The sequence below is a fragment of the Streptomyces lydicus genome (assembly GCF_001729485.1).
GTDB lineage: Bacteria > Actinomycetota > Actinomycetes > Streptomycetales > Streptomycetaceae > Streptomyces > Streptomyces lydicus_D.
In genome coordinates, this window is the sequence record NZ_CP017157.1 from 8,020,584 (window position 1) to 8,045,990 (window position 25,407).

At 68.8% G+C, this 25,407-nt stretch carries 23 protein-coding genes, 2 tRNA genes and 1 pseudogene; 19 read left to right on the top strand and 7 right to left on the bottom strand.

Features of this window, described 5'->3' with window-relative positions:
* Positions 1-16: 16 nt before the first annotated feature.
* Positions 17-223, bottom strand: a pseudogene (locus SL103_RS34835) (transposase); the annotation flags it as partial.
* A 607-nt stretch (positions 224-830) separates the two neighbouring features.
* Here SL103_RS34835 and SL103_RS34840 point away from each other — a divergent pair.
* A complete protein-coding gene (locus SL103_RS34840; RefSeq protein ID WP_069573031.1) occupies positions 831-1,364 on the top strand; it encodes an NUDIX hydrolase in 534 nt (177 codons plus the stop codon).
* Position 1,365: 1 nt separating this feature from the next.
* Here the strand turns inward: SL103_RS34840 and SL103_RS34845 are convergent, their stop codons facing one another.
* Positions 1,366-2,688: a hypothetical protein gene (locus SL103_RS34845; protein WP_069573033.1), complete on the bottom strand. Its 1,323-nt coding sequence runs from the start codon at positions 2,686-2,688 to the stop codon at positions 1,366-1,368.
* Positions 2,689-2,891: 203 nt separating this feature from the next.
* Here SL103_RS34845 and SL103_RS34850 point away from each other — a divergent pair, with 203 nt between their 5' ends.
* The 5 genes from SL103_RS34850 (at position 2,892) to SL103_RS38205 (ending at position 6,739) form a co-directional block, all read left to right on the top strand.
* Positions 2,892-3,263, top strand: a complete 372-nt coding sequence (locus SL103_RS34850; RefSeq protein ID WP_069573035.1) for a hypothetical protein — start codon at positions 2,892-2,894, stop codon at positions 3,261-3,263.
* A gap of 502 nt (positions 3,264-3,765) precedes the next feature.
* A complete protein-coding gene (locus tag SL103_RS34855) occupies positions 3,766-4,374 on the top strand; it encodes a hypothetical protein (RefSeq protein WP_164492944.1) in 609 nt (202 codons plus the stop codon).
* A gap of 664 nt (positions 4,375-5,038) precedes the next feature.
* Positions 5,039-5,155 carry a hypothetical protein gene (locus tag SL103_RS39095; RefSeq protein WP_244304262.1) on the top strand — a complete coding sequence of 39 codons (117 nt, stop codon included), beginning with the start codon at positions 5,039-5,041 and terminating at the stop codon, positions 5,153-5,155.
* A complete protein-coding gene (locus SL103_RS39100; RefSeq protein ID WP_244304116.1) occupies positions 5,152-5,325 on the top strand; it encodes a hypothetical protein in 174 nt (57 codons plus the stop codon). Before SL103_RS39095 ends, SL103_RS39100 begins: the two co-directional genes overlap by 4 nt.
* Before the next feature lie 598 nt (positions 5,326-5,923).
* Positions 5,924-6,739 carry a hypothetical protein gene (locus SL103_RS38205; protein WP_164492945.1) on the top strand — a complete coding sequence of 272 codons (816 nt, stop codon included), beginning with the start codon at positions 5,924-5,926 and terminating at the stop codon, positions 6,737-6,739.
* Here SL103_RS38205 and SL103_RS38210 read toward each other — a convergent pair.
* The 3 genes from SL103_RS38210 to SL103_RS34860 all read right to left on the bottom strand — a co-directional run bounded on the left by SL103_RS38210 (position 6,660) and on the right by SL103_RS34860 (position 9,637).
* Positions 6,660-8,081, bottom strand: a complete 1,422-nt coding sequence (locus tag SL103_RS38210) for a hypothetical protein (RefSeq protein ID WP_164492946.1) — start codon at positions 8,079-8,081, stop codon at positions 6,660-6,662. The genes SL103_RS38205 and SL103_RS38210 overlap by 80 nt on opposite strands.
* Positions 8,082-8,086: 5 nt before the next feature.
* Positions 8,087-8,914 (bottom strand): serine/threonine-protein kinase, encoded by an 828-nt coding sequence (locus SL103_RS36715; protein ID WP_079146139.1) that lies wholly within the window; start codon positions 8,912-8,914, stop codon positions 8,087-8,089.
* 258 nt (positions 8,915-9,172) lie between these two features.
* The gene (locus tag SL103_RS34860; RefSeq protein ID WP_069574402.1) at positions 9,173-9,637 is read right to left on the bottom strand and encodes an NUDIX domain-containing protein; all 465 of its coding nucleotides are present in this window, start codon (positions 9,635-9,637) and stop codon (positions 9,173-9,175) included.
* Between the two features lie 16 nt (positions 9,638-9,653).
* Here SL103_RS34860 and SL103_RS34865 point away from each other — a divergent pair, with 16 nt between their 5' ends.
* From SL103_RS34865 to SL103_RS34910, 11 genes are all read left to right on the top strand, one after another.
* Complete coding sequence (locus SL103_RS34865) at positions 9,654-10,433, top strand: GntR family transcriptional regulator (RefSeq protein ID WP_069573039.1); 780 nt, start codon at positions 9,654-9,656, stop codon at positions 10,431-10,433.
* A gap of 487 nt (positions 10,434-10,920) precedes the next feature.
* The gene (locus tag SL103_RS34870) at positions 10,921-11,193 is read left to right on the top strand and encodes a DUF6284 family protein (protein ID WP_069573041.1); all 273 of its coding nucleotides are present in this window, start codon (positions 10,921-10,923) and stop codon (positions 11,191-11,193) included.
* Entirely contained in the window at positions 11,190-11,645 is a 456-nt protein-coding gene (locus tag SL103_RS34875; RefSeq protein ID WP_069573043.1) for a Pycsar system effector family protein, read from the top strand. Before SL103_RS34870 ends, SL103_RS34875 begins: the two co-directional genes overlap by 4 nt.
* A complete protein-coding gene (locus SL103_RS34880; RefSeq protein WP_244304117.1) occupies positions 11,642-12,781 on the top strand; it encodes a hypothetical protein in 1,140 nt (379 codons plus the stop codon). The genes SL103_RS34875 and SL103_RS34880 overlap by 4 nt, the downstream gene beginning before the upstream one ends.
* A 28-nt stretch (positions 12,782-12,809) precedes the next feature.
* Positions 12,810-13,205: a DUF6251 family protein gene (locus SL103_RS34885; RefSeq protein ID WP_069573045.1), complete on the top strand. Its 396-nt coding sequence runs from the start codon at positions 12,810-12,812 to the stop codon at positions 13,203-13,205.
* A 75-nt stretch (positions 13,206-13,280) separates the two neighbouring features.
* On the top strand, positions 13,281-13,457 hold the full coding sequence (locus SL103_RS38215; protein ID WP_164492947.1) for a DUF6257 family protein: 177 nt from the start codon (positions 13,281-13,283) through the stop codon (positions 13,455-13,457).
* Between the two features lie 90 nt (positions 13,458-13,547).
* Complete coding sequence (locus SL103_RS34890) at positions 13,548-15,716, top strand: FtsK/SpoIIIE domain-containing protein (protein WP_069573047.1); 2,169 nt, start codon at positions 13,548-13,550, stop codon at positions 15,714-15,716.
* A 284-nt stretch (positions 15,717-16,000) separates the two neighbouring features.
* The gene (locus SL103_RS34895; protein ID WP_069573049.1) at positions 16,001-16,477 is read left to right on the top strand and encodes a hypothetical protein; all 477 of its coding nucleotides are present in this window, start codon (positions 16,001-16,003) and stop codon (positions 16,475-16,477) included.
* Positions 16,474-18,087, top strand: a complete 1,614-nt coding sequence (locus tag SL103_RS34900; RefSeq protein ID WP_079146140.1) for a DNA primase family protein — start codon at positions 16,474-16,476, stop codon at positions 18,085-18,087. The genes SL103_RS34895 and SL103_RS34900 overlap by 4 nt, the downstream gene beginning before the upstream one ends.
* A gap of 55 nt (positions 18,088-18,142) precedes the next feature.
* Complete coding sequence (locus tag SL103_RS34905) at positions 18,143-18,340, top strand: helix-turn-helix domain-containing protein (protein ID WP_069573051.1); 198 nt, start codon at positions 18,143-18,145, stop codon at positions 18,338-18,340.
* Entirely contained in the window at positions 18,340-19,623 is a 1,284-nt protein-coding gene (locus SL103_RS34910; RefSeq protein WP_069573053.1) for a tyrosine-type recombinase/integrase, read from the top strand. Before SL103_RS34905 ends, SL103_RS34910 begins: the two co-directional genes overlap by 1 nt.
* Positions 19,624-19,703: 80 nt before the next feature.
* Here the strand turns inward: SL103_RS34910 and SL103_RS34915 are convergent.
* Positions 19,704-19,776, bottom strand: a tRNA-Arg gene (locus tag SL103_RS34915).
* 465 nt (positions 19,777-20,241) lie between these two features.
* Positions 20,242-20,332 (bottom strand) — tRNA-Ser (locus tag SL103_RS34920).
* A 242-nt stretch (positions 20,333-20,574) separates the two neighbouring features.
* Here SL103_RS34920 and SL103_RS34925 point away from each other — a divergent pair.
* Both SL103_RS34925 and SL103_RS34930 read left to right on the top strand, forming a co-directional pair.
* The gene (locus SL103_RS34925; RefSeq protein ID WP_069573055.1) at positions 20,575-21,144 is read left to right on the top strand and encodes an SSI family serine proteinase inhibitor; all 570 of its coding nucleotides are present in this window, start codon (positions 20,575-20,577) and stop codon (positions 21,142-21,144) included.
* Positions 21,145-21,335: 191 nt separating this feature from the next.
* Positions 21,336-25,385: a PAS domain-containing protein gene (locus SL103_RS34930; protein ID WP_069573057.1), complete on the top strand. Its 4,050-nt coding sequence runs from the start codon at positions 21,336-21,338 to the stop codon at positions 25,383-25,385.
* Positions 25,386-25,407: the final 22 nt, after the last annotated feature.

Here is a 25,407-nt window from a genome sequence, read left to right on the forward strand (position 1 = left end):
TCTAAGAGCTCCTAACTCAACACGGTCGCAGGCGTCGCCAGCAGATCAGCGAGCAGGCGAGTTTGAGGAACGCCTCGTGCATGTCGTCTCGGGCTTCCCAACGGATGCGCAGGCGGCCGAACCAGTGCAGCAGAGCGATGGTCTGTTCCACGACCCAACGCTTGGTTCCCAGGCCGGAGCCGTGTTCGGTGCCGCGCCGGGCGATGACCGGCTTGATGCCCTTTGTCGCCTTACTCACCGATCAACACCTCCATCCCCCTCCGATGGGGTGCGCGACGAGCCTTCCATTTTGCCCGAGGAGACAGCGAGGCACTGCGTCGGCCAAGCCAGCCGTTCGAGCAGGCGTGATCACCCTGCAGAAGCCTCGGACCAGCTGTGTGCGCCCTGGTGACCGACAGGCAGAAGGCAGCAGCCGAGAGCGCCGGCTGCACACTTCCGCGGATCCGAGTCTTGACGTGAACTGGCCCGTGGAACTTACCGTCGCCGTGCATCTTGATTCGGTTGGTCACCTCGGTGATCAACCGCTACAGGAGCGGGTGGCGGCGAGGAGCGGGATGTCCACGTCGCGGTATCGCTTGCGGAACGTGTTTCGTCTTGCCATCCCGGATGGAGTTGATGAACTCATTGGTAAACGCCAACAGCAGTGCCTGACCAACACCGACCTGTCCTTGGACGTTCACGCTGCCGGACCCCTCCTTCTCAGGGGCAGACCGTCTGAGAACTTAGCGAGCTGCCCGAATTCGGCTTGTCACCGCCCCCGGCCTAACTCCACACGGCCCTCGTGTCCCCATCTGAGATGCTGGGACCATCCGGCGAGAGGGGCGGCGTTCATGCAGTGGAAGACCCATGGCGAACGGCAGATCTACACGAATCAGTGGGTGAACCTTTGCCTCGTGGACGTCCAGCAGCCGGACGGGCGCCGATGGGAGCACCATGTCGTCCGGCTCCGCCACCTGGCCGTGGCCGCCGTGGTCAATGAACAGCGCGAGATCCTCATGATGTGGCGCCACCGCTTCATCACAGACTCCTGGGCGTGGGAGCTGCCCATGGGCCTCATAGAGCCGGGGGAGACACCTGAGCAGGCAGCATCGCGTGAGGTTCTCGAAGAGACCGGCTGGCGTCCGGGACCGTTGAAGCCGCTGATCTATGCGGAGCCGGCGAACGGGATCACGGACTCGCAGCACCACGTCTTCCGGGCCGACAGCGCGACCTACGTTGGGCCTCCGACCGAGAAGAACGAATCCGACCGCATCGAGTGGGTTCCGCTCGCCGAAGCGCGCGCCATGATCGACCGCCGGGAGGTCGTGAGTAGCGGTTCGCTCGTGGGCCTGCTCTACGTGCTGATGGATGAGGCGGCTCGCTGACTCAGGTGGGGAGCACTTCTCTGAGGCGTGCCTCGAAGGCCGTGGTGACGGGCTCTCCGCGGTACGGAGTCAGCTGTCCGTAGAACTCTCTGAGGTGGCCGGCCAGCCGTTCGGAAGCGACCGCTGAGGCGGGCTCCAGGGCGTCCGTAGCGGTGTGGCATGCCTGGTCGAGCTTGCCCTGTTGCAGTTGGGTGCGGGCCAGCCAGATTGCGTGGAAGGCGCGTCCCCGCTGGTTGGTGCCGTGCTCTCTGCGCACGGCGTCAGCAATCAGGGGTTCAGCCGCTGCTGCTTCACCGAGCTGGCCGTGCGCGATGCCGGTGTCCACGATGAGCTTGGGCTCGTCGAAGTAGGACACCCAGGCGGGGTCCGGGTCGTCCGCGCGGATCAGTTCGAACTGGCGGTGCGCTTCGGAGATCGCCGTGTGGGTGGCGGCCCGGCTGCCCAGTGAGGCGTGCGCAAACGCCTCTCGCATGGCCAACATCGACTGGACGCGCGGAGTCGATCCGGCGCCGCCGCGGACTGTATCTTGCGCGGCCTGCACGAAGGCCAGAGCGTCCGTGGGCTTCTCCTGGTAAGTCGCCTGCAAGCTCATGCAGGCAAGGACGTTGGCCATGAACTGCCGGTCGTCGATTTCCTTGACGAGCTTCAGGGCTTGCGTGAAATAGGCGCGGGCCTGGTTGTACTGGCGGGCGTCGAAGTGCGTCCAGCCGGTGAGGCGGGCAAGTTCCGCCGCGACCCCGTACAAGTCGTCCTTGATGGAGCGGGACCTGCTCGTGCCCAACAGGTCGACGACGTAGCGAAGTTGCCCCACCACTGCTGGCCTGAGGGCCTCGCCCCCGTGCTGGTCGTCGCGACGCCAATAGTCCTCGATCGATGCCCGCAGCGCTTGCAGGGTGGAGGGGCTCGGATCGGTCGGCGAGGTGAGGGCGAGGATGTTGTCCAGGTCGGATCCGGGGAGATCCACGGGCTTGAGCTGCTCTGTCGCCGCGGGTGGCTGAGCCGGCTCGCGCTCGATCACGGTGAGGGCCGCAGGTGTCTCCCAGGACCGCCTGGCCAACCCGAGCATGTGACCGGGGATGTGCAACCCGTCCGCGATGCGTTCGATCACTTCCATGTGCTGCAAACGGCGTTCGCCAGCCATCACCTCCCCCACGCGGCTCGGGGTGAGGTCGCACAGGCGGGCAATCATCGACGGGTAAATACCGGCGTGCTTTTTCACCAGCCGGAACACCCGGCTGAAGTCCCGGACTCGGCAGGCATCGATCATCTCAGGATCAGTGAGCAGCCGACCGGGAAGCTCTCGCGGCTGGGGCGGCTTCGGCATCAGGCAGGCTCCCGCGGTTGAGGGCTACGAGATGTCAGCACTCTAGGGCTGGTGATGTTACCCAAGTTGGGTAATCAGCTGGGCCTTTGGGCTGCACCACCGTCGGCGCGAAGCTGCTGCGTATGTCCACCGGGCGACCAATTGCAATCACCTCTGACCGCTACGCCATGCGGTCTCACCGGCCCCTGCTCAGGAGGCTCGCGATGACCAGGACCAGCACTCCAGCCGTTCTCTACATCTGTGCGTCGCGTAGCCAGGATGTTCCTGGTGTGGCGCACGAGCGCGCCGTGCAAGAGGGCCGCGACTTCGCTGTCAAAAACGGCCTGCGGATCGTTGCCGAGATTGTGGATCGGTACGGCGAGCCGGTTCCGCAGAGGCGTGCCGGCTGGCTCAGGGTTCGGGAAATGGCCGAGCAGGGCGAGGCCGAGGTTGTCATCACGCGGTGGCCCAATGCTCTGTCCCCGGTCTCCGAATTCCGGCACCCCGAGCTGGATCATCTCGGACGCCACGGCGCGCAGTTGTTCTTCAGCTGGGCGCCGTTGAGCGCGATGGCCGGTGGCGGGGGTGCGCGGTGAGCCGCCGCCAGACGCGGGAGAGTCGGTCACGAGAGGGCCTGGCGATCGTCGTATTGGGTCTACTGGGGATGACACCGCCCGTGGTGATTGTTGGCGGGGCGCTGGAGTCTCACAGTGCCCGGCCGCCGGTCGCCCGCCCGGACGTCGACCCGGCTGCTGCCGCTGCTGCACGCAGCGCAGGCCCGTGCACACCTGCCTCTGATCGGGGGTGCTTCCGTGGCATCTAGCTCAAATCCGGGTGTGCCGGCTGGCCTCCTGCCCACTGCTCGTGGGGTGACTGCCGCTGACGTAGAGGGAACACGGGCGCTGGTCTACCAGAAGGTTCGTGGCCGTGAGAACTGCCTCGACTTGGAGACCGCCCTGGGGTTGCTGCGCTCGGCGCTGGAGCGCTGTGGCCCGCGTGAACATGGGCGACCGGCTGAGCGGCCGGTTCAGCCGCAGGTTGAGCTCGATGGTGAGGGGTTCGGTAGTGGCTGAGCACCCCGGGCGTAGGCAGCCCTTGGTGCCCTACGTCGTCTCATGGTCCGCGGAGCTCGCCGACCATGAAGACCAGTTGGTGATCCGCTGGGATGCGAAGGGGCCGAAGCTTGGCTACCGCAACGAGCGCCCGGCCGATCGCGTCGGCCGGGACCAGGTGCTGTGGGGACGGATGGCTCACCGGCCTGAGGTAGGCCGGCCCCAGTACGACTGCATGCACCCCGGGCGCCAGTACCGCGCCATGTACGCGATGAAGTGCCAGGTCTGCGGCAACCAGGCGTCAAGAAATGCGGACGGCTGGCTGTTCCTGGACTGGCGCAAGCCATACGACCGGTCTACCTGGCCGGAGCGTTCCCTGTCGGGGATGCCGCCGCTGTGCGATGAGCACGCCCGTGTGGCCATGGCCGAGTGTCCCCACCTACGGAAGGCAGAGTGCGTCGTCCTGAGGGTCCGGTCGCCTCGTCTGTGGGGGTACTCCGGCACTCCGTACAAGCTCACTGGCGAGGGCTGGGCTGTGCACGAGCGCAATGCCCTCCTGCCCTGTGGTGACCCGTTGTTGCGCGCGGTCCTCGCTACGTGCCTCTACCGCGAACTGCGCGATGTCACCGTCGTCAGCGAGGGACTTGCTGACTGATCGCGTCGCCGGAGATGCCGGCGCAACAACTGAGACCGGACCGCCCCCTGAGCCTGGCAGCACGCGGGCGGTCCGGTCGGGGAGTTCATGATCAGAACCCCGGTGCCGATGGTACTGGGGCTGTTGTCGTGCTCACTGCGGCCGGCCCTCACGAGCGGATGACGAGAGGAAGTTGTGGACCTTGCGGAACAGGCGGCACGGGCGGACAGCAGGACAAGGTGCGCTCCTGGGCCTCAGCCACAGACAGTCAGCCACGAAGCGGCCGCGCTGTGACGAGCACCCGCCATGTGTGCACCCGCGCCCCATCCGGTCTGTACCACGCTGCTCTGTACTGCCGTGGGGCGCAGACATGGTGCCGCCGCGGAATCGGCTGTCTGGCGCTGCTGGTCGCGTGCGCCTGGTGGAGAGGTATGGCAGATCGCGGCCGGAGCGTCGGCCTGGTGGTGCTGCTTCAGGCTGGGCGGGTTGCTGCCTGGTCTGGCTGGCCTGGCTTCGGGCCTGCGCGCTGAGCGGTGGGGGGCCGCCGGGGAGCGGTGGCGGAGACAAGGAGCGGCGGCGGCCCCCGTCCGCCAGCGCGCGGCCCGCGTAGTCGGCCGCCTGGAAGGGGCACGGGCACGGCCTGGTCTTCACCACGAAGAACGGGACGCCCATCGAACCGCGGAACCTGAATCGGTCCTTCGAGGCACTGTGCGCTCGTGCCGAGGTCCGGCGGGTCCGCTTTCATGACCTGCGTCATACGTGTGCGTCACTGCTCCACGAACAGGGCGCGACGCCCGCATGATCATGGAAGTCCTGGGCCAAAGCTCGATCCGCGTGACCATGGACATCTACACCTTCGTACGGCTCGACTCCCAGCGCTCCGCCTTCGACCGCGTCGGGGACGCACTGAGGGGTGACGGCAGGCGGCCGGACGATGACGACGGCACCGTCGGCGTCCCGGTGACCGCCTGATCCACTCCGCAGCAGCCCTCGGAAGCGGTTGCCGTCAAACACTGCCGTCATCCGCAAACGCCAGAGGCCCCGTTCGAATCGAACGGGGCCTCTGGCCTGCTGTGCGCTCGGCAGGATTCGAACCTGCAACCTTCTGATCCGTAGGCGGGTGCCGCGGAGGGCGGCGCACTTATGGCCCTCCATCCGTGCTTCGCTGCCCTGGTACATCAGAGCATCCTCGTCTAGTGGTGTGCGCTGCCGTTGATGTCAGCTGTTGATGTCAGCCCAAGACGTTGCCGGGCCGCCGAAAGCTTCGACCGGAGGCGACCACAGTTGTCAGCCCCCGGGCAGCGCTCGTCAGCGTCGGCACATGGGTCTACCGCATGCCGCGGTGCCCGCGCAGTCCATGGCCGCCGAACCAATGGCGACCACCCCAGGGGCTACGGCTCACCGATGGGTCGCCTTCGCCCTATCAGCCTGATAAACATCCCGGCAAAGCAGGAGCTCACTAGCGGAACTTCGATCCGCAAACTTCGTTAAATAAAAGCACACCTATAGCCATGCACGATTGACAAGTCTATACTTATCGCAGCGCAACCTAAAACCCGAGGAGCCGAGCGTGCCTGAACCACAATTCAAACGTGAAGCAGACATGCTTACACCAATCGCGAGTCAAGCAACTCAGTTAATGCCTGGAAGCAGCGAGACCCTGTTCGAAGTACAAACAATCGCAGGCATTCCAGACATCGTCTTTATTGACTTCGACACGACAACCCTGGAGCACAGAAAGGAAACTTCGAAATCATTCATTGTCGACTTCTCCGACATGTGTGTTCTGCAGGCCCTTGATGCATCCAATCACGAAGTGATCACTTCGGCCGAATTGGCATCTCGACTTCCATTGAGCGCCAAATACATCTCGTCAACCGTACTGCCGCGACTTACGGAGTACGGCTACGTACGCAAACACTCTCGCGGGAAATGGATTTCCGAGTCAAAATTCAAAAGCCTAGCCAAACGAATCTGCACCATTGAGGTGAAAATCCGCGACTGGCGGAGCGGATACAGTCAGACTTTGCGCCATCGAGCCTCGACAGATTTGGCGTGGCTGGTGCTCGATTCCACTTACTCGACACCCGCCACAGAACACCGAGAGTGGTTCAAACGGGCAGGAATTGGATTGGCTACGCTAGACAACGAAAGGGGAGTCAAGCGCGTCGTCTCTCCAAAGTTGAAAAGAGGACACAAAAGAAACGTTTACCGCGAATTGCTGGCTGAAAGAGCCGCCCACCTCTACGCAACAGGTCAGACAAGCGGCTCTATCGGTCTTGTCTTTGGTGTAGATCTAACGACTACTACAGGGCCTGATCCCAGGAGGCCAAATGTCGGGGAACGTCATTCGTCCCCAAAGGCAGTTCACTTGACCACCTCCTAGCATTCGCCACAATGCGCCGCACTGCTCCGTGACGTCCACCGCGGGCTGAATCCTCATGCACCCTGGCTGTCAGTTCGCCCATGCAGTAGAGGTGATGAAGCGCAGCAAGTGCGTGAGACCAAGTTGGGTTTCTGAACAACTGCGGGCAGTACGTGCAGGTGCAGTCAACATATCCTTGGGACGACCGAACGACGTCATGAGCGCTGCTGTCTACTGTGTGCAGCATCTGCTTCTCGAAATACCTCTGGGCCTGCTGCTGGCCCTTCCGTGCGCGGCGAAAGGCGTACTCCGCAAAGGATTGCTCGGAGCCACTGAAGCCCAGTCCATACCCAGCAGCACCATGCGCCAGCGCAAACCAGCCGGTGATACCAGTCTGAGGTAGCAGCAGCGGCCGGCCCTCATCTGCGCACAGATTAGAGAGTCGCTTGATGCCCATGAGAAGATCCCCGTCTTCGGTGGGCGCGAATGCCTTGGCCTGCGCCCATTGAATTCGGATGTACAGGACATCGAACTGGTCCTGATCGAGGATCTGATCTAGCAACCGATTTCGCAAGGCTTCGCTGGAGAGCCACCGCGACGGCAGAGTCAGGTTTAGCGCTAGACGTTCGCCTCTCTCAGTCAGTGCCAATGCCTCATCTGCCTCCTGAAAGGCACTGTCGAGGGAGGCCTGCGGGGTGTCTGGGTCGAGTGCCCTACCAGGGGTGAGTAGCAGATTTGCCCCGATGGCGCGCTGAGCATCCAGGACCTGCAACACCCAGTCGGTGTCTTCAGTAGTGGAGAGGTAGGGGGCATATCCCCATGCACGCTTTCCGATAGGGCTTGGAGACAGACGTAGAACTTTTTCGTCGAGTCGATAGCACTGCGGGTCGGCAATGCGTAGAGCTGCAACGGACGCCTGCCGGAGAAAACCACCAAGCTTCTCCCCCTTAGCAGCGGGGAGGTTAGCTACTGCTCCGATAGCAATGGAACGACCCTTTTTGTGATGCAGTTCTCCCATTACCCATGGGAGGAGTTCTGCGTTACGCCCTCCTCGGTGCACAAGGTAGATGGGGCGATCACCAGTCAGGGAACTATCTCGACTCACGACCGTTGGGGCAGAAGCTGTTTCTGTCACCGTAGAACCGGGCGGCAGCGCTGATAAAATACTGCCGGCTTCCGTACCGGACACGGCCAAGTACCCTTTGCCGTCGTCAATCGGTACGTATTCGTCCTCAGCGTCTAAGTACGCGTTAGCCGCCTCGTCTTCAAGTTGCTGCTCATCGACTACGTCTGTGAGGCTATCCTCGTCCTCCAGCCAATTCAGGAGGTCTTCCGGCATAGGGTCAGGCTCTTCGTGTGGCATCTACCTCACCTTTGCTTCCTGAGTCGCAAAAGGTTGCTGGCGCTACTGCCTCGTTCGTGCTCAACAACCGAGGTGAGCCTATCGAGGACTTGCTTCACTTCCTCTGGGCAGTCAGGGGGCAAATCCTCGGGCCCACCCATCAACTCGCTAAACGCTTCGTCAACACTGTACTTTTTGCCTGACGAATAGAAAGGATGTCTTCCAGAGATGAGCTGACGCACCGAAACTCCCACCGCCCACAAGTCGGCCGCTTTGCGGGCACGCCGCCCCTCCAACTGCTCGGGCGCCATGTAAGGAGGGGTGCCGATATGCCCGGGGTAGACAGTGATCGTGGTTGCATCCATCTGCTTAGACAGCCCAAGGTCGAGCAATACAGGTTGGCACCAATCTCCGTGTCGCAATGAAATATTGGCAGGTTTGATATCTCGATGAATGGTAGCCGCCTTATGCAGCGCCTGAACGCCTAGCAGCAAGCCTTGCAAAAACCCTGGAGTAAGCTCTACAGGTAGAAGATCGCCTCGGTTTAGGTATCCTTCCGCATCGCCGCCTGCAATATACTCAAAGCGCAATGCGGGGCGCTTCTGCCCACCAAGGCGAAATTCGTCCAGACCTCGAAAATCTACAACGTAAGGCGAATTTACGCGAGTGAGCCCATCCACTTCGCGTTCCAGTCGCGTTCTCGGATAGTCATCGACGCAGATGATTTTTACTGCCTCGGCGCCAGCCTTCCAGGTATCGCCATAGGCTCCCGACCCGAGAAAAGTAACGGGCACGCCAAGGCTGTCAGCGACCTCGTCGGCACTGAAACGCGGGGAAGCAATGGGTTGAGTCAAGGACGTCTCGCTTCACGACTTGCCTGCTGGGCACGGTGTGGGGGCTTACGACGTGGGGTGTCGCAATCATCCAGTACTCATGTCGTCCTGTAAGGCAGTTCGGCAAAACCGGCGAAAGTTACCCGAAAACCCGAGCGGCAAACCTTCACATAAGGGGCATATGCGCCCGTCAAATCATGCGGCGCCCCATAAGAGGGCTGCACTTGTGGGAGATGCACGTCTGGGGCTCGCACCGTGGCCCTACTGGGTGGTCAAAAACTACGCACCCAGAACGCGATGACCATCGTGAGTGCGAACGTGCGGCCCGCTAGCATTGAGCGCGTCGAGCACTCGCACGGCGTACGCCTCCGCCATGTGGCGCTCGACCTCTTCGCGGGTGAACCAGCGCACGTCCACGGACTCGTCTGACGTGTGCTCCTCGCCACCGACCGGCCGGCAGCGGAAGACCAGGGCGACGACGCCGCGCTTCATGTTCTTGTAGACGCCGGTCAGGCGCTCCGGCTCGACCTTGATGCCGGTCTCTTCCAGGACCTCTCGGCAGGCGCCTTCCTCGGGGCGTTCGTCCAGTTCGAGGACGCCGCCCGGGGCTTCCCAGGCGCCGTTGTCAGCACGCTTGATCACGAGAACGCGGCCGTCCTCGCGGACCACCACTCCGGCCACCGAAACCGAGTGAAGCGACATTGACCGGACCTCCCGGTTAGCGTTACTCATGTACAGGAGCATAGGAGGACTGAAGGACATGGGCACAGCAGCCTCTAGAGACTCAGGTCAGCCACGGTACCTACAGATCGCGGATGACCTGGCTCAGCAGATCAGGTCCGGAGTCCTCCCGCCTGGAGCCAAGGTGCCCAGTGAGTCGGAACTCATGGCCCGCTACTCCGTGTCTCAGGGCACGGCACGCAAGGCCGTGGCGGAGCTCCGGCCTACCGGCTTGATCGACACCCACCATGGCAAGGGCTCGTTCGTGAAGAGCCAGCCGCCGGTACGTCGTAAGTCGTCCGACCGCTTCCGCCGGTCCCACCGCAAGGCCGGCAAGGCCGCGTACCTCGCGGAATCCGAGCAGGCCGGGAAGACCGCGGGCGTGACGGTGCTGTACGTCGGCCCGACCGAGGCGCCTGAGGAGATCGCGGAGCGCCTGGGCGTTCCGGCCGGCACGAAGGTGCTGGCGCGTCGGCGTCTGTATTTCAGCAATGGGACGCCTACGGAAGAGGCGACGTCGTACCTTCCGTGGGACATCGCGGAGGAGATCCCCGAGCTGCTCGCGGAAAACCCTGGGGGCGGCGGCATCTACGCGCGCCTGGAGGAGAACGGGCACATGCTGAAGGAGTTCACGGAGACCGTCCGCGCCCGGCTCGCCACGAAGCAGGAGACCGGCGCCCTAAGCCTGAGTCCCGGCTCGCCCGTGATTCACCTGGTCCGGAACGCGGAGAGCGAGGACGGCCGGGTGGTCGAGGTCTGCGACACCGTCATGGCCGCTGACCAGTTCGTTCTCGACTACCGCATCCCTGCGGGAGACTGACGCAGCCTCAACTCCTCCATCCCGTCGCGAAGAAACTTCTCGCGGCGGGTTGACTCATGTACAGGAGTTGGGCATTCTCATGCCAGCAACTCCTGCACATAAGTACATGAGTGAAGGAGTTCAGGGGCTTCGTGCCCCGTGCATTGCCTGCCTGGATGCCGCCCGGAGGGCCCCGTGACACGGGCCCAAAGGAAGCGGTCGGTCCTTCACAACTCAACAGCGTGCGGGCCTCTGAGCCGTCTCCCTCAAGTGACGGCCGCGCGGGTGCAAGACCGCGCAACTCAGCACTCCGCAGCGCTCTCGCTGCGGCGGTTGCCTGCTCCGCTCGTCCAGCGTCCGCGCTGTACGAGCGGGGTGTGGGGAGCCGGGCAACTGCCCGGCTCGACCTCCATCAACGACCCAACTCCACACCAGACGGCGCACGGCCCCGGGGGTGCATCCCGGGGCCGTTTTCCGAGCCGTCCCACTCGTCAAAGGAGTCGACTCGATGAAGTACATCGTTCCTGTTCAGGCGGTCGTTACCGCCACCGAGTACGACCGCGGACCGACGGCCGCGGAGCTGGATGCCATCGACGTCGAGATGCCGCTCATCTCCGCCGAGGTGGAGCTGCTCGACGTACAGATCATGGTCCTGGACCGGGTGCCGTCCGAGCTGGACGAGCGGCGCATTCGTCGGGCTCGGCGCAAGGTGCTGGCCGCGCGGCGAGAGCTGGCGAATCTCCCCACCACCACGGCGTTCGTGCCGGAGGTGGGGGCATGAGCTACCAGGACACCGCGCTGACCGCAGCGCACACGGAGGTCAAGGCCGAGCTGGCTCGTACGGACACCAAGGCCAGTCTGCTGCTGGCGTTTACCGGTGCGATGCTGGCCGGCGCCTGGACGGTGGCCAGCAGTGTTCACCTGCCGCCGGCCGCCGTCGCCTTCGGGGCCGCCGGGGTGGCGGTGCTGCTGACCGCGGCCACGTACCTGCTGTGGACGGTCCGTCCGAACCTCGGTGGTGCCCGACCGCAGGGCTTTCCGAAGTGGGCCACCCTCACCCCGGACGAGATCCGCGACGCCCTGGCCGAGGACGACCGGCCGGCGCACATCGCCACCCTTTCCCGCATCGCGGTGGTGAAGTTCGGACGCTTGCGCCGTGCCATCGACCTCACGTGCCTGGCCGGCGGCCTGCTGGTCGTGGCGGCCCTCACCGCGTGGGGCGGTGGCGCATGAGTCTGAGCACCTACCGCGAGGAGCGGCGGGCCGACCAGGCCGCCGAGGCCGAACAGCGCCGCCTGGACGCCGCCGCGGCCGAGGACCGGCGGGCCGAACGGCAGAAGGCTGCCGATGAGCGGACGGCGCGGCTGCGGGAGCAGGCCCGTGCCGACAAGCAGGCCGACCGCGCCGACCGCCAGGCCCGGCGGCGGGAGCGGGCCGAGCGCCGCGCGCAGGCGCTGACGCCGGAGCGGATCTACCGCAACGGCACCCTCGCCCTGGTCGTGGCGTCCGGGCTGGCGTCCCTGCCCGCGCAGATCGTGCACTTCGTCGGCATCTCCGTGATGCTGCTGCCCGTCCCGCTGGGGCTGGAGGGCGCGGCCTGGGTGATGGCGGCCGGCGTCGCCTACGCAGATGCCCGGTCCGCACCCGGCTGGGTGCGCTGGCTGCTGCGGTTCCTGGTCGCTGCCTGTGCCGGGTTTGCCGCGTCCATCAACTACGGCTACGGCCTGTCCCTCGCCGACGGTCCGCACGGGCTGTCGGCCGACAACGCGACGGCGGCCGGTGCCGGCCTCGCCGCAGTCACTGTTCTGGGCCCGGCCGTGTTCGAAATCCGCCAGTGGGTCGCCACGCTCGCGGCCCGGGACGAGGACGCCCGCGAGCGCCCCCGGCATGCGGCCCGTCGCCGTCGCCACCACAGGGACGTACTGCGCGTCGCTCGTCGGCTCGTGTCCGCCGCGCCCTACGGCACGCTGCCCGCCGAGGACGCGTGGCGCAGGGCGTGGGAAGTCGTGCACGGGCCGACCGAACCCGGCATGACGCCCCAGCTGGAGAAGCACGCAGCCGCCGCTGCCACCCGCCTGATCGAGGCGCGCAAGCCGGATGCGGAAGCGGTCGCACGACGCATTCACGCGGGGCTGGCGCACCCACAGTTCGTACTCCCCGACACCGGCAACGTCGTGCCGCTGCGGCGCGAAAAGCCGCAGGTCGCGAACCAAGTCCCCCCACCCAGTGAGAAGTCCGCCAAGGCGCCGCGGAAGCGCCCTTCGCCGCCCCGCCGCCGCAAGGGCGACACGCCCCGGTTCCACCCCGCCGCACGCGCCGTCGCTGCCGACACGGCCCGTCGCGCCCCGACCGTCACCCAGCACATCTGACCGCCCATACTCCGCCCGAGGAGGTCCCGTGCCCACGCCCCGGCGCTACCAGTTCGACAACCAACTTCCGGTACCCAGCGCACCGCAGGCCGCCCCCGTCTATCGGCCCGAAGCGATGGCGGCCCCGACTTCCTACGACCAGCCGCCCGTAGTGGTCCAGCACATCCACCAGGCCCCGCCGGCCCGCACCGTTCAACGCGTCGCCCTGGGCGCCGGTGCTGGAGGTGGAGCCGTCGCAGCCGGCGTCTACTTCGGGCCGCTGCTGGTGGCGGCCATCTCCTCCATGGCCGTCTCCCTCGCTGTCGTCGCCCTGGTCGTCGTGGTCATCGCCTGGGGCGTGGCCACCGTCGTGAAGTCCGTCGGCGGTCCGGACGGTAAGTCGGCCGCGGAGAACGTCACCAAGGCCCGTCGCAAGCGCGGCTGACGGCTGCCCAGTCGCGCCCGGCCCAGGCCGGGCGCGGTGGGGAGCTGGACAGGCCGGCTCCGGACGGGAGCAGCAATGGCGCAGGACGAACCCAAGCTCACCGCAGGTGAGAAGGCCAAGGTCGCCTGGTACATCGGCCGCATGGCCAAGCGCGGCCTTGCCGGTGACGAGGTCTACCAGCGCGACCTCGAATCGAAGATCGAGCGCGTTCTCGACGGCGCCCGTAAGCGCGAAGCCAGCAGCGCCAAGTGACTACGCCCCGGGACGGCCGACTGGTCTGGACACCCACGGCCGTCCCGGGCCTTCCCTGCACGCCAGGCAGACGCGACAGGAGACACCATCATGACCGAACCCGCTGCGGGGGAAACGCAGATGGGAACCATCCACCACCTCGACGCACACCGCCCCACCCCGCCCGTCACCCTGGTCAAAGCCGCCACCGAAGCCACCACAGACACGGCACCGGCCGCAGACGACGAGACAACCTGCGAAGCCGTGGACCGTGCGGACAATCCGCTGGCCGACTGGCTGACCGTGCCGGACGCCCCCGTGCTTCCCGCCTGGGCACGCTCCGCGGAGTCGCTCAAGGCCAACGTCGTCGCGCTGGGGCGCCTTACGTGGTGGCACTCCCGCTACCACGGCCTGCGCGTCCCGAAGTACCTGATGAAAACAGTGCTGTTGGCGTGCCGTGGCTTCTTCCGGGCTGCCGTCGGCATCTGGCCGACGCTCTCCGCCCGGGAGCACTCCGCGACCGTGCGGGCCCTCCGGGCACAGGTGAAGCTGCGCCCGGAGGACGTAGAGCTGGCCGCCCGCCACCAGGCCGCGCATGCCGCCCGTACCCAGACCCGCCGCTGGCGCTTCGGCATCGCGGCCGTCGGCGTCGCGGCAGCAGCAACCGGCATCGCTCTTGCCGACCCTGTCTTGCAGGCCGGCATGAGCGCGGCCGTGGTCGCCCCACTCGCCTACCTGGGGCGGGGCAAGGAGACCCGCCTGCTCGACCAGGCCGCTCCGCCGCTGAAGGTGGACATGTCCGCCCAGCAGCTCAACGACGCGCTCCGCGCTGCCGGGCTGCTCAAGACCGGCAAAGGAGACGAGGACGGCCCCAAGGTCACCTGTGTCATGGGTCCGGTCCGTGACGGCCGCGGCTGGGCGGTGGTCTTCGACCTTCCGCGCGGCGGTGGCAAGACTGCCTCGGACGTGCTGGCCAAGCGCGAGGTGATCGCCCAGGAACTGGGCGTCGACGAGATCCAGGTCATCATGTCCCGCGTGCGGGCCGCCAAGGGTGGCAACGCCGGGCGCGTGAGCATGTGGGTCGCCGACGATGACCCCTACCTGGGCCCCCCGAACCCCTCGCCACTGGAGAAGGCCGAGCGGTTCTCCATCTGGGACGCGGTGCCGTTCGGGCAGGACGCCCGCGGCACCCGCATCTCCGTCCCCGTCATGTGGCAGTCGATGTTCTTCGGCGGCCTGCCCCGTCGCGGCAAGACGTTCTCCCAACGCCTGCTGACCGCGGCCGGGCTCCTGGACCCGTACGTGCGGCACTACGTCGCCGACGGCAAGGGCGGCGCCGACTGGATGCCCATGAAGGCCGTCGCCCACCGTCTCGTCATGGGCGCCGAGGACGACGCGATCGAGGCGCTGAAAGCCATGCTCGCCGAGCTACTGGCAGAGATGGAGCGCCGCTTCGCGCTGCTGCGGGACCTGCCCACCTCGCTGTGCCCGGAAGGCAAGCTCACCCCGGACATCGTGGCGAAGTACAACCTGCCGGTCATCTTCGTGACCATCGACGAGCTGCAGGAGTACTTCACGGCCATGGAGAAGGACGACCGCGAGCAGGTCATCAACGACCTGTGCCGTATCGCCCGGCGCGGCCCCGCGGCCGGCTTCATCTCCAACTTCGCCAGCCAGCGCCCCGACGCCGACTCCGTACCGACGAAGCTGCGCGAGATCATCACCATCCGCTACTCGACACAGGTCGTCGACCGGGCGAGCAGCGACATGGTGCTGGGCAAGGGCAAGGCCGCCCAAGGCGCCGACGCCTCCGTTCTCTCCGAGGAACACAAGGGCGTGGGCGTGCTGGTCACCGGCCCCGCTTCGTACGTCACCGTGCGCGCCGACTACCTGGACGGGCCCGCCTTCGCCGCGCTGTGCCGCAAGGGCAGGACGCTCCGGGAAGCGGCCGGTCAGCTCACCGGCGACGCGGCCGGGGACGTCACGGCCGCCGCGGACGCCCAGGGCGTCAGCGTCCCGCCGATCATCTCCGACGTCCTGGAGGTCATGCGGCACTCCCCGCGCATGTACACCACCGACCTGCTGGCCGGCCTGGTCAACCTCGACGAGGACGTCTACGGCGACTTCAACGCCGAACAGCTCGCCTCCGACCTGGAGGCGGCCGGCGTCAAGCGCACCAGCAAGCAGGTCAAGATCAATGGCAAGGCTCTCGCCGGATACCAGCGCCGCGACATCGAGGACGCCGTACCCGCAGAGATCCTGCTCGCCGCCGGGAGGTAGAGGGGTCCCCCTCCACCCGGCCCCATCCAGCACCCCGTTTCGGTGCCCTCCCGAGCGCCTGCCGCAGGGCACCGAAGTCACGGGGGCCCTTGACCCCGGTCCAGGGGGTGGTCACGGCCTCTGACCTGCAAGGTCATGCCGGTCATGGGGGTACGTCGCCCCCTGCCCAGAACCCTCCCAGGGGCCCGGAAGCACCCCTGCCACGACGAGGGCGGCCCCTCTCACGCCAATGAAATCGGGCCGCCCTGGTCTCCCATCTCCAGCACGAGACGGAGGTCTCCAGCATGCCCCAACCGCCCCCGCCCCGACGAGCCTGCCCGCCCGAGTGCCCGGGCGCCGTACACGTCCTGTGGACGCAGGCGAAAGCCGCCTACCGGACCGGCGCCTTCCCGCTCTACGCCGGCCCCGAATGGTGCGGCCTCCGACCGGACGACCCGCAGCGGCTCGCGTCCGTTCTCGCGGCCGCCGAATCGTGGCGCCGGCACCAGGCCGAACGGGACCGGCTCGACGTCCTCATGGACGCCGACCCCGACGCCTGGTGGCGCGCGGTCACCGCCAGCGCCAGCAACGAGGCCCACCGCACCTTGGTCCGCCTCCGGCTGTCGCGCGTGCCGACCGCCGCCGAGATGACTGCGCGCCGCCACACCCACCCTGCGACGCAGTTGCACCCCTCCCCCGGCTGGCCGGCCATCGCGATCCCCGGCCGCCCCGGCCACTACCTGACGTGGCACGGCGACGAGCACCAGGAGGAGGCCGCATGAGCGGGACCACCGACGCGGAGCAGATCCCGCCGCCCTCCAACCCCATGGCCGTCGCCCGACACCTCGCCCCGGACTGGCAAGGCACGGACGGCCAGTTGATCCGCCGCCGCTGGCGAGGCTCCTGGATGCGCTGGGCGGGTAGCTCCTGGCGGGAGCTGGACGAACAGCAGGTGCGGGCATCGCTCTACCAGCGGCTGGAGCACACCACCTACGAAGCCGGTACGGACAAGGACGGAGAGCCGGAGATCCGCCCGTGGGCGCCGACCAAGCAGAAGATCGGCAACCTGCTGGACGCGCTCACCTCCATCACCCTCCTGCCGTCCGACGTCGACGCTCCCACCTGGATCGGGGACGACACCACGACCGCGGACGCCCACGGCCCGATCGTGGCGTGCGAGAACGGACTCCTGCGGGTCAGCGACCGCGAACTCCTGCCCCTCACACCGGACTTCTTCAACCTGGTCTCCGTCCCCTTCGCCTACGACCCGCAGGCCACCGCGCCCAACTGGGAACGGTTCCTGCACCAGGTCTGGCCGGACGACCAGGCGTCCATCGACGCCCTCCAGGAGTGGTTCGGCTACGTGCTCTCCGGCCGCACCGACCAGCAGAAGATCCTCCTCATCGTCGGCCCGACCCGCTCCGGCAAAGGAACCATCGCCCGCGTCATGGCCGAGCTGGTGGGCCGCGGCAACCTGGCCGGCCCCACCCTCGCCGGCCTGGGCAGCAACTTCGGCCTCTCCACGCTGCTGGGCAAGCCGCTGGCCGTCATCTCCGACGCCCGGCTCTCCGGCCGCGACGGCGGCCAGGTCGTCGAACGCCTGCTGACCATCTCCGGCGAAGACACCATCGACATCGACCGTAAGTTCCGCGACCCATGGACGGGAAAGCTGCCCACCCGCCTGATGATCCTGTCCAACGAGCTGCCGAACTTCGGCGACTCCTCCGGCGTCATCGCCCGCCGCTTCATCGCGCTGAACATGACCGTCTCCTGGCTCGGCAAGGAAGACACCGATCTCACGGGCAAGCTCGCCGCCGAGATGCCCGGCATCCTCAACTGGGCCCTTGATGGACTGGCCCGCCTGGAGGAGAAGGGCCGCATCACCGAACCGCCCTCTTCCCGGGAGGCGGTCACCACCATGCAGGACACCGCCTCGCCCACCTCGGCTTTCGTCCGCGAGTGCTGCCAGACCGGCCCGGCGGTAGAAGTGACCGTCGACGCCCTGTGGGCCGTCTGGAAGGACTGGGCCGAGGACAACGGCGTACGCAGCGTCGGCACGAAGCAGATGTTCGGTCGCAACCTCCAGTCCGTCGTCCCGCAGCTGCGGCGCACCCGCCCCCGCGACGACACCGGCAAGCAGGTGCCGACCTACACCGGCATCACGCTGATCAACTCGCCCCACAGTCACCCGGGCCGCGACTCAACGCGACTCACCACCACCGAACCGGCCTTGAGTCGCGATGAGACGCGACCCAACGCATTGCGGACTCAACACAACGGCGACCAGCCCGCCAGCATCTCCGGCCCCAACGTCGGCCCGTGCGTCGGCTGCCAGACCCCCACCCTCCGATACGGCCCGTACGGAAACCCGCACTGCCGCAACTGCCGCTGAACCGCGACCGGGAGGGGCCGCCATATCGGCCCCTCCCCTCTCCCAGGAGGCAACCGTGAGCATCGTCCTGCCCGAGATGCCCACCGCCGTCACCGTGCCGGAGGTGATGGCGGCCCTGCGGCTCAGCCGCAGCAAGGTCTACGACCTGATCCGCTCCGGCACCCTGCCGAGCTTCACCGAGGGCCGCGCCCGACGCATCCCCCTCGACGCACTCCGCACCTACATCCACAACAAGCTTGAGGAGGCTGCCTGATGGCCAAGAGGCGCGCCAACGGAGAAGGCACCATCACGAAGCGCACCGACGGCCGCTACCACGCAGCCGCGTACGTCTACCGCCCCGACGGCACCCGAGTGCGGAAGTTCGTCTACGGCAAGACCCGTGAGGAGGTGGGCAACAAACTCATCGAACTCCAGGAGAAGACCCGGCAGGGAATCCCAGCCGCCACCTCCGCCATGCCGTTCGGCGACTTCCTCACCTACTGGCTGGCTGTCATCGCGCCCGCCCGCCTCAAGCCCGCGACGCTCAACAGCTACGAGGGCCTGTCCCGGCTCTACATCAAACCGGCCCTCGGCAAGAAGAAGCTCAACCGCCTCTCCCCCACCGACATCCGCCTATTCCTCGCGGAGTTCAAAAGCGGGTGCCTGTGCTGCCTCCGGGGCGTCGACGCAGCACGTGCCAAGGAAGACCGGACGTGCTGCGCCGTGAACAAGTGCTGCAAGCGCCGGCCGTCGGCCCGCACCGTCCAGTACGTCCACGCCGTGCTCCGGTCCGCGCTCCAGCAGGCCGTCCGGGAAGAGCTCATCGCACGCAACGTCGCACGCATCGTGGAGACACCCACCATCGAACGCCAGGAGGTACGGCCGTTGGACGCCGCAGAGGCCAGAATCCTGCTCAAGACCGCCCGCAAACACCGGCTCTACGCCTTGTGGCTGCTGCTCATCTCCACCGGCCTGCGGCGCGGGGAAGCCCTCGGGCTCACCTGGTCGGACATCGACCTGGGCACCGGCCAACTCCGGGTCCGTCGCAACCTCCAGCGCATCAAGCGCGAACTGCTCTTCGGCACCCCGAAAACGGCACGCTCGCTCCGGACGGTGTCCCTCCCCCGCAAGTGCGTGGACGCCCTCATCGCCCACCAGGCGCAGCAGGAGCAGGAACGGAAGGTGGCCGGCGCCAAATGGCAGCCGGTCCCCGGGCACCCGAGCGGCCTGGTCTTCACCACCGCCACCGGCCGGGCCACGGACCCTCGCAGCCTCAACCGCATGCTCACCATCCTGTGCCGGGATGCCAAGGTGCGGCGCGTACGAGTGCACGACCTCCGACACACCTGCGCCTCCCTGCTGCTGGCCCAGGGCGTCGATCCCCGCACGATCATGGAGACGCTCGGCCACAGCACCATCACGATGACGCTCGATACCTACGCGCACGTGATGCAGACCACCCTCAAGGCGGCGGCCGACCGGATGGACGACGCCCTGGGGGTTGACGAGCCGACCGAGGACGAGGAGGGCGGTCCGGGGTGCGCGCCGGCCGCGTGACAGACGCCGGCACCCGCGTTGATGTCACCCGCTGATGTCAAAGGCCCCCTGGACGATGTCCAGGGGGCCTTTGACCTGTGTGCGCTCGGCAGGATTCGAACCTGCAACCTTCTGATCCGTAGTCAGATGCTCTATCCGTTAAGCTACGAGCGCTTGGCTTTCCGGCGGTTTTTCTTGCCGGTCGGCGTTGCGGGAACAACATTACATGACCTGCGCCGTCAGGCGAAATCCATTGCCCGCAGTGCCTCTGACCTGCGGAAACGCGGTTTTGGCGGGGGTGGGGGGCCTCTCGGGCCGGGGGTGGGGCTCGGCGATCCGGGTGAAGTTCGGGCGGGTGCAGTGCTCTTCGGGCCTCGGGGTGTGGCGCGGGCCACTTTCGGAGGCTTGGGGATCTTGGGGGCCTGGCATGGCTCGGCGCGGCCGATGGCGCGCATGCAGGGGGCGTGGGCGTGAGCCGGCGTAGGCAGCCAGAGGGTCGGGGGCGAGGCCGTCGCGCGGAGGGGATGTTTGGGTGTGTGGGGGTTTGTCCGGATGTGGGGGTGCCGGAGGGGCGGTGTGGGGGTGCCGGAAATGCGTTCAGGCCCCGGTCGCGGGGACCGGGGCCTGAACGAAGAGGAGCGGAGGCGGAGGGATTTGAACCCTCGATGGGGGGTAAGCCCCAAACCGCATTAGCAGTGCGGCGCCATAGACCGGACTAGGCGACGCCTCCACACACTCCACGCGCGCACGCACGCTGTGGTGTGTCCAGATGATGGCACAGCTCCAAGGGCTGTCACCAATCGCCCCCTACGGTACTAGGCGCGTGGCCCACCCGGCAAAGACGTTCCTGCGGCGCAACGTCGGGGGCGGCGGCGCGTTAGGAGAGTCGGGGCCGGCGCGGCACGGATGTCGTGCGCCCCCGGCGTGTACGTACCGCGTACCCGCCCCGCACTCGCCTCTCTGGAGCCTGTGATGTCGCACCGCCGGAGTTCGTCCCTCTTCCTCGCGGCCGTCACCGCCGCCACCGCCGCGCTGACCCTTGCGGCGCCCACCGCCTCCGCCGCGCCGATCCCGCTGCCGCACCACCGGTCCGCGGTCGGCGTCACCGGGGCGGGACACCACGGCCCCGGCGGCCGGCCAGCGCCCGTCGGGGCCGGGCCGGAGGACGCGGGGCTCGCGGGCTCGTACGCGCCCCTCCCGCAGGCTCCCGTCGACCACCTCACCGTCACCGTCCGCGACTCCGGGTCGGCGCGCACCGACGGGACCTTCGAGCTGTACTGCCATCCCTACCGCGGCAGCACCCACCGCCAGGCCAGGAGCGCCTGCGCCAAGCTGGACGGGATGACGAAGTGGGGCAGGGACCCGTTCGCTCCGGTGCCGCAGAACGCGCAGTGCACGATGATGTACGGCGGCCCGGCGACCGCTCATGTGACGGGCACCTGGGCGGGACGTCCCGTCAACGCGGATTTCCGGCGCACCAACGGGTGTGAGATCAGCCGCTGGGGCCGCTTCGAACCTCTGCTCCCGGCGACCACTTCATGACCCCTTTCGTGCCGCAGTAGCGGACCAGGTCAGGACGAGGGGCACATGTCGGGCGTGCGGTGAGTCGCCCCCGGGCGCGGCATTGCCTCCTCGTCATCCGCCTCCGCACCGCGGGCAAGTGCCCGTAGACTCCATCTCAGCGATCCGCCACGGCGGGTCGGCACGGTGCGGTAACAGGAGGGAAGCGTCTCGTGAGCAGCAGGCCATCCCGAGGCGCTGCTCGCCTCGCAGCCATACTCGACGCCCTTCCCGACGCGCTGCTGCTCGTCAACTGCAACGGCACGGTCGTCAACGCCAACACCATCGCGCTGGAGACCTTCGAGGCGCCCGGCACGGCCCTGGTGGGGCGCGGTCTGCTGGACCTGCTGCCGACGTTCGACTCCAAGCGGATCCCGGGCTCGATGCGGCGCCGGGACGAGGAGATCGGCCAGCGGACGAAGCCGACGCGGATGGTGGCGCGGCGTACCGACGGGACCGAGTTGCTGGTCGAGGTGACCAGCGCCAACCTCGAGGACGGCCGCACGCCGTACGAGTCCGCCTTCGAGGCCGCGTACGCCGATCACCGCAACGGCTATACGGGCAACGAGCTGCTGATGCTCGTGGTGCGCGATCTGACCGGGACGCTGGACACCGAGACCGAGCTGGCACGTCAGCAGCGGCAGACCGAGATGATCCTGCGGGCCGCGGCCGAGGGTGTGGTCGGGGTCGACGCCGAGGGCAAGGTCGTCCTCGTCAATCCGTCCGCGGCGCAGATCCTCGGGTTCCGGGCGAGCGAGCTGGGCGGCAAGGAGCTGCATCCGCTCATCCACCACTCGCGGGCGGACGGGTCGGCGCTGCCGTGGGAGGACACCCCGCTGGCCGACACGCTCAAGTCCGGGCGCAAGCACCGGGTGCGCGGGCAGGCGCTGTGGGCGAAGGACGGGCGGGCGGTCTCCGTCGATCTGACGACCGCGCCGGTGCGGGACGGCGACCAGTTGGTCGGCGCGGTGATGACGTTCACCGACCGGCGTCCGTACGACGCGCTGGCGGCGCGGCACGCGCAGCTGCTGGCCGTGCTGGAGCAGGCGCTGCGCGGGCCGCTGGAGGAACTGAAGGGCGAGCTGGGCACGCTGGCCTCCGACCCGGCCGGCCAGCTGTGGCCCGAGGCGAACCAGATCCTGCACCACCTCGCGGCCGGCCACGCCCGGATGACCACCCTGGTGGACAACGTCCTGAGCTACCAGCGGCTGGACTCCGGCGCGGAGAAGCTCAACCGCGTGCAGGTGTCGCTGGACGGTGTGGTCGCGGCGGGCGTGGAGGGCGCGATCGAGCTGATCGGGCCCGGCCGGGCGCAGTTCGCGGTGCACGCCCCGCCGATAGAGGCGGTGGTGGACGCGGAGCGGCTCGCGCAGGCGCTGTCGCATCTGATCGCGGATGTCGCGGGGGTGGACTCCACGGGGCGGATGCCGGTGGGTGAGGCCGCGCTCGCCGCGGGCGGGCGTACCGGCGCGATCGCCGGGGACTCCACGATCGTGGTGGCGGCGGCCAAGCGCGGCGACGTCGTACGGATCGAGGTGCGCGGCCCGTTCGGCGGCGGGGACCCGGTGCACCTGCCGATCGTCCGCGGGATCGTGCGGCAGCACGGCGGGCTGGTGCAGACGCACGACGTGCCGGGCGCGCCGGGCGGCGGTCCCGGGGCGGGCGGCAGCGCGTATGTGCTGGAACTGCCGGTGGGCGTGGACGGCGCGGCGGCGGACGACGCGGCCGACGGCGCGGACCGGGCGGGCGGCAACGAGACGACGGTGATGCCGGTTCCGGCTGCCCGGGTGCGGGGCACGCACGGTGCGGCGGACGGCGACCGGGCGTCCGCGGAGAAGGCCGGTGACGGCCCCGAGGGCGCGGCGGCCGGTGGGAGTGGTGACGGCGGTACCGGTGGGGCCGGTGAGCCGCTCGGCGACGGTACGGAGGGCGGTACGGCGCAGCCGACCGGGCGGCGGCGGGCGCGCCAGCCGGGCGCCGAGCAGGGTGCGCCGGCGGGTGGCCCGGGCACGGCTGCGGACGGTCAGCCGGCGGCCGGCGGTACGCAGGGTGCCGGTGTGCCGCAGGGTGCACACGAAGGTGTGAACGGCGGGGCCGGCGAGGGCGGTACGGGGCTGCCGTCGGGCACGGCGGGCGCCCAGGCGGTGCCGGCGACCGGCCGGCGGCGGGCGCGGCAGGGTGCCCCGGAGGGCGGCGGGCTGCCCGCGCTCCCCTCGGGTGGCCCGCAGCAGACGTCCGGGCAGCCGGCGGCCGGCCCGCAGGGGCCCGCGGCGGGCTCCCCGGGGCAGGCTCCGGCAGCGGCTCCGGCCGCCGTGCCCGCCCGTCCGCAGATTCCGGGGCAGGGCCCCGCCGCGGGACAGCCGCAGGGCCTGGGGCCCGTGCAGCCGGCCGGGCGGCGGGCGCGCCGGGCGCTGGCCGAGGCTCCCGAGCGTCCGGAGCAGGGCGAGCGGGCCCAGGCGCCCGCGGCGGCCGGTGCGCGGACGGCCTTCGCGCTGCCACCGGCCGCGGCGGACCGGGCGCCGCAGCCCGGCCCGTCGCCGCTGCCCGCGCTGCCCGCCGCCGACCAGGTGCCGGCCCAGGGGGCCGCTCCGGAGGGAACCGGGACCGGGCGGCGTCGCGCCCGGCGGCCGGTGGCCGCCGGGCCCGAGACGACGTCCGCCGGGCGGCCCGGGAACGAGCTGGCGGCGGTCGCCGAGTCCCCCGATCCGCAGGGCGGTTGGGATGCCGAGCCGACCGGCCGGCGACGGGCCAGGCGGGCCGCCGCCGAGGAACGGGCGGCGGCCGCGATGGCCGACTCCGAGTCGTCCGGCACGTTCGTCGCCGGTCCCGAGGGACTGGTGGCGCAGTCGGCCGAGGCCGGTGACCCGTCGGAGGCGACGGGGGCGGGGACCGGCATGGCGCCGGCCATCTCCCCGGCCCCGGGTGGTGCCGAGGTGTCCGACCGGGCGCAGGCACCCGGGACGCTGGCGCCCACCGGCCGGCGGCGCGGGCGCCCCAGCCCCGCCGAAGAGGCCGCGGACCGGGCGCCGCAGGGCGGCCCGGCCGGGCCGCACCGCCAGGCGCTGCCGCCCGCGGCCGAGGACGACGGGCAGACCTCGGGGCGGGCGTTCAGCGTGCGCACGCTCGGGCAGGGCGTGCCGTTCGCCCAGCAGATCGCCGACCAGCAGCGTCCGCCGGCGCCGCCCGGGAGTACGCCGCCCGGTGGCACGTCCGCCGGCTCGGGCCGCCGCCGCAAGCTCGCCGCGCCCCCGCAGGACGGGGAGCGGGCGGCCGCCGCCGGCGCCGCGGCCGACGGGGCGCGCCCGCAGCCGGGCGGGCCGCAGGCCCCGGCGCAGCCCAAGGCGCCGGGCCCGCAGCCGCATCTGATGGACGCCGGCGAGGGCCGCGCCTTCGCGATCTCCGCTCCGGACGAGGGCAGCGAGGGCCCCGAACCGCTCGACGGGCCGAACGGCGCCGTCGAGGTGATGAACCGTCAGCCCGTGCCGATGGACGACGAGTTGCCGCCCGAGCCGTTGGACAACCCGCGCCGGCTGCTGGTCTGGCCGGCGCCGGACGTCGCCACGCAGCAGGCGCTCAGCGACCGCGGCTACCGGCCGGTGATCGTCAACTCCCGCGAGGAGGTCGACGCGCAGATCGCCGCGTACCCCGCGGCGCTGTTCGTCGACCCGCTCACCGGGCCGATCACCCGTACCGCGCTGCAGTCGCTGCGTCAGGCGGCGGGCGCGGCACAGGTGCCGGTGCTGGTGACCGCGGGTCTGGGGCAGGCCACCCGGGAGGCCGCGTACGGGGCCGACCCGGCGGTCCTGCTGAAGGCGCTGGCGCCGCGCGACAGTGAGCAGCACCCGCCGCGGGTGCTGCTGATCGAGCAGAACGACGCCATCGCGGGCGCGCTGACCACGTCGCTGGAGCGGCGCGGGATGCAGGTCGCGCGGGCCGGCGCGGACGCCGACGCGGTGACGCTGGCGACGCAGATGCGGCCGAATCTCGTCGTGATGGATCTCATGCAGGTGCGCCGCCGGCGGGCCGGCATCGTCGACTGGCTGCGTGCCAACGGGCTGCTGGACCACACTCCGCTGGTCGTCTACACGTCCGCCGACCTGGACCCGGCGCAGCTGCCGCGGCTGGCGGCCGGCGAGACGGTGCTGTTCCTCGCGGAGCGCTCGACGAGCGCCGAGGTGCAGGCCCGGATCGTCGACCTGCTCGCCAAGATCGGTACGAACTGACGGTGGGGCCCGCGGCCGGGCC

Bases quoted from the DNA above. Each gene is read 5' to 3' on its own strand.
- SL103_RS34900 (WP_079146140.1), top strand. From the start codon at position 16,474: ATGAGCGGGACCACCGACGCGGAGCAGATCCCGCCGCCCTCCAACCCC.
- SL103_RS34880 (WP_244304117.1), top strand. From the start codon at position 11,642: ATGAGTCTGAGCACCTACCGCGAGGAGCGGCGGGCCGACCAGGCCGCC.
- SL103_RS34925 (WP_069573055.1), top strand. From the start codon at position 20,575: ATGTCGCACCGCCGGAGTTCGTCCCTCTTCCTCGCGGCCGTCACCGCC.
- SL103_RS34845 (WP_069573033.1), bottom strand. From the start codon at position 2,688: ATGCCGAAGCCGCCCCAGCCGCGAGAGCTTCCCGGTCGGCTGCTCACT.
- SL103_RS34910 (WP_069573053.1), top strand. From the start codon at position 18,340: ATGGCCAAGAGGCGCGCCAACGGAGAAGGCACCATCACGAAGCGCACC.
- SL103_RS34870 (WP_069573041.1), top strand. From the start codon at position 10,921: ATGAAGTACATCGTTCCTGTTCAGGCGGTCGTTACCGCCACCGAGTAC.
- SL103_RS34860 (WP_069574402.1), bottom strand. From the start codon at position 9,637: ATGCTCCTGTACATGAGTAACGCTAACCGGGAGGTCCGGTCAATGTCG.
- SL103_RS34865 (WP_069573039.1), top strand. From the start codon at position 9,654: ATGGGCACAGCAGCCTCTAGAGACTCAGGTCAGCCACGGTACCTACAG.
- SL103_RS34890 (WP_069573047.1), top strand. From the start codon at position 13,548: ATGACCGAACCCGCTGCGGGGGAAACGCAGATGGGAACCATCCACCAC.
- SL103_RS34875 (WP_069573043.1), top strand. From the start codon at position 11,190: ATGAGCTACCAGGACACCGCGCTGACCGCAGCGCACACGGAGGTCAAG.
- SL103_RS38210 (WP_164492946.1), bottom strand. From the start codon at position 8,081: ATGCCACACGAAGAGCCTGACCCTATGCCGGAAGACCTCCTGAATTGG.
- SL103_RS34895 (WP_069573049.1), top strand. From the start codon at position 16,001: ATGCCCCAACCGCCCCCGCCCCGACGAGCCTGCCCGCCCGAGTGCCCG.
- SL103_RS34850 (WP_069573035.1), top strand. From the start codon at position 2,892: ATGACCAGGACCAGCACTCCAGCCGTTCTCTACATCTGTGCGTCGCGT.
- SL103_RS38215 (WP_164492947.1), top strand. From the start codon at position 13,281: ATGGCGCAGGACGAACCCAAGCTCACCGCAGGTGAGAAGGCCAAGGTC.
- SL103_RS34840 (WP_069573031.1), top strand. From the start codon at position 831: ATGCAGTGGAAGACCCATGGCGAACGGCAGATCTACACGAATCAGTGG.
- SL103_RS39100 (WP_244304116.1), top strand. From the start codon at position 5,152: ATGATCATGGAAGTCCTGGGCCAAAGCTCGATCCGCGTGACCATGGAC.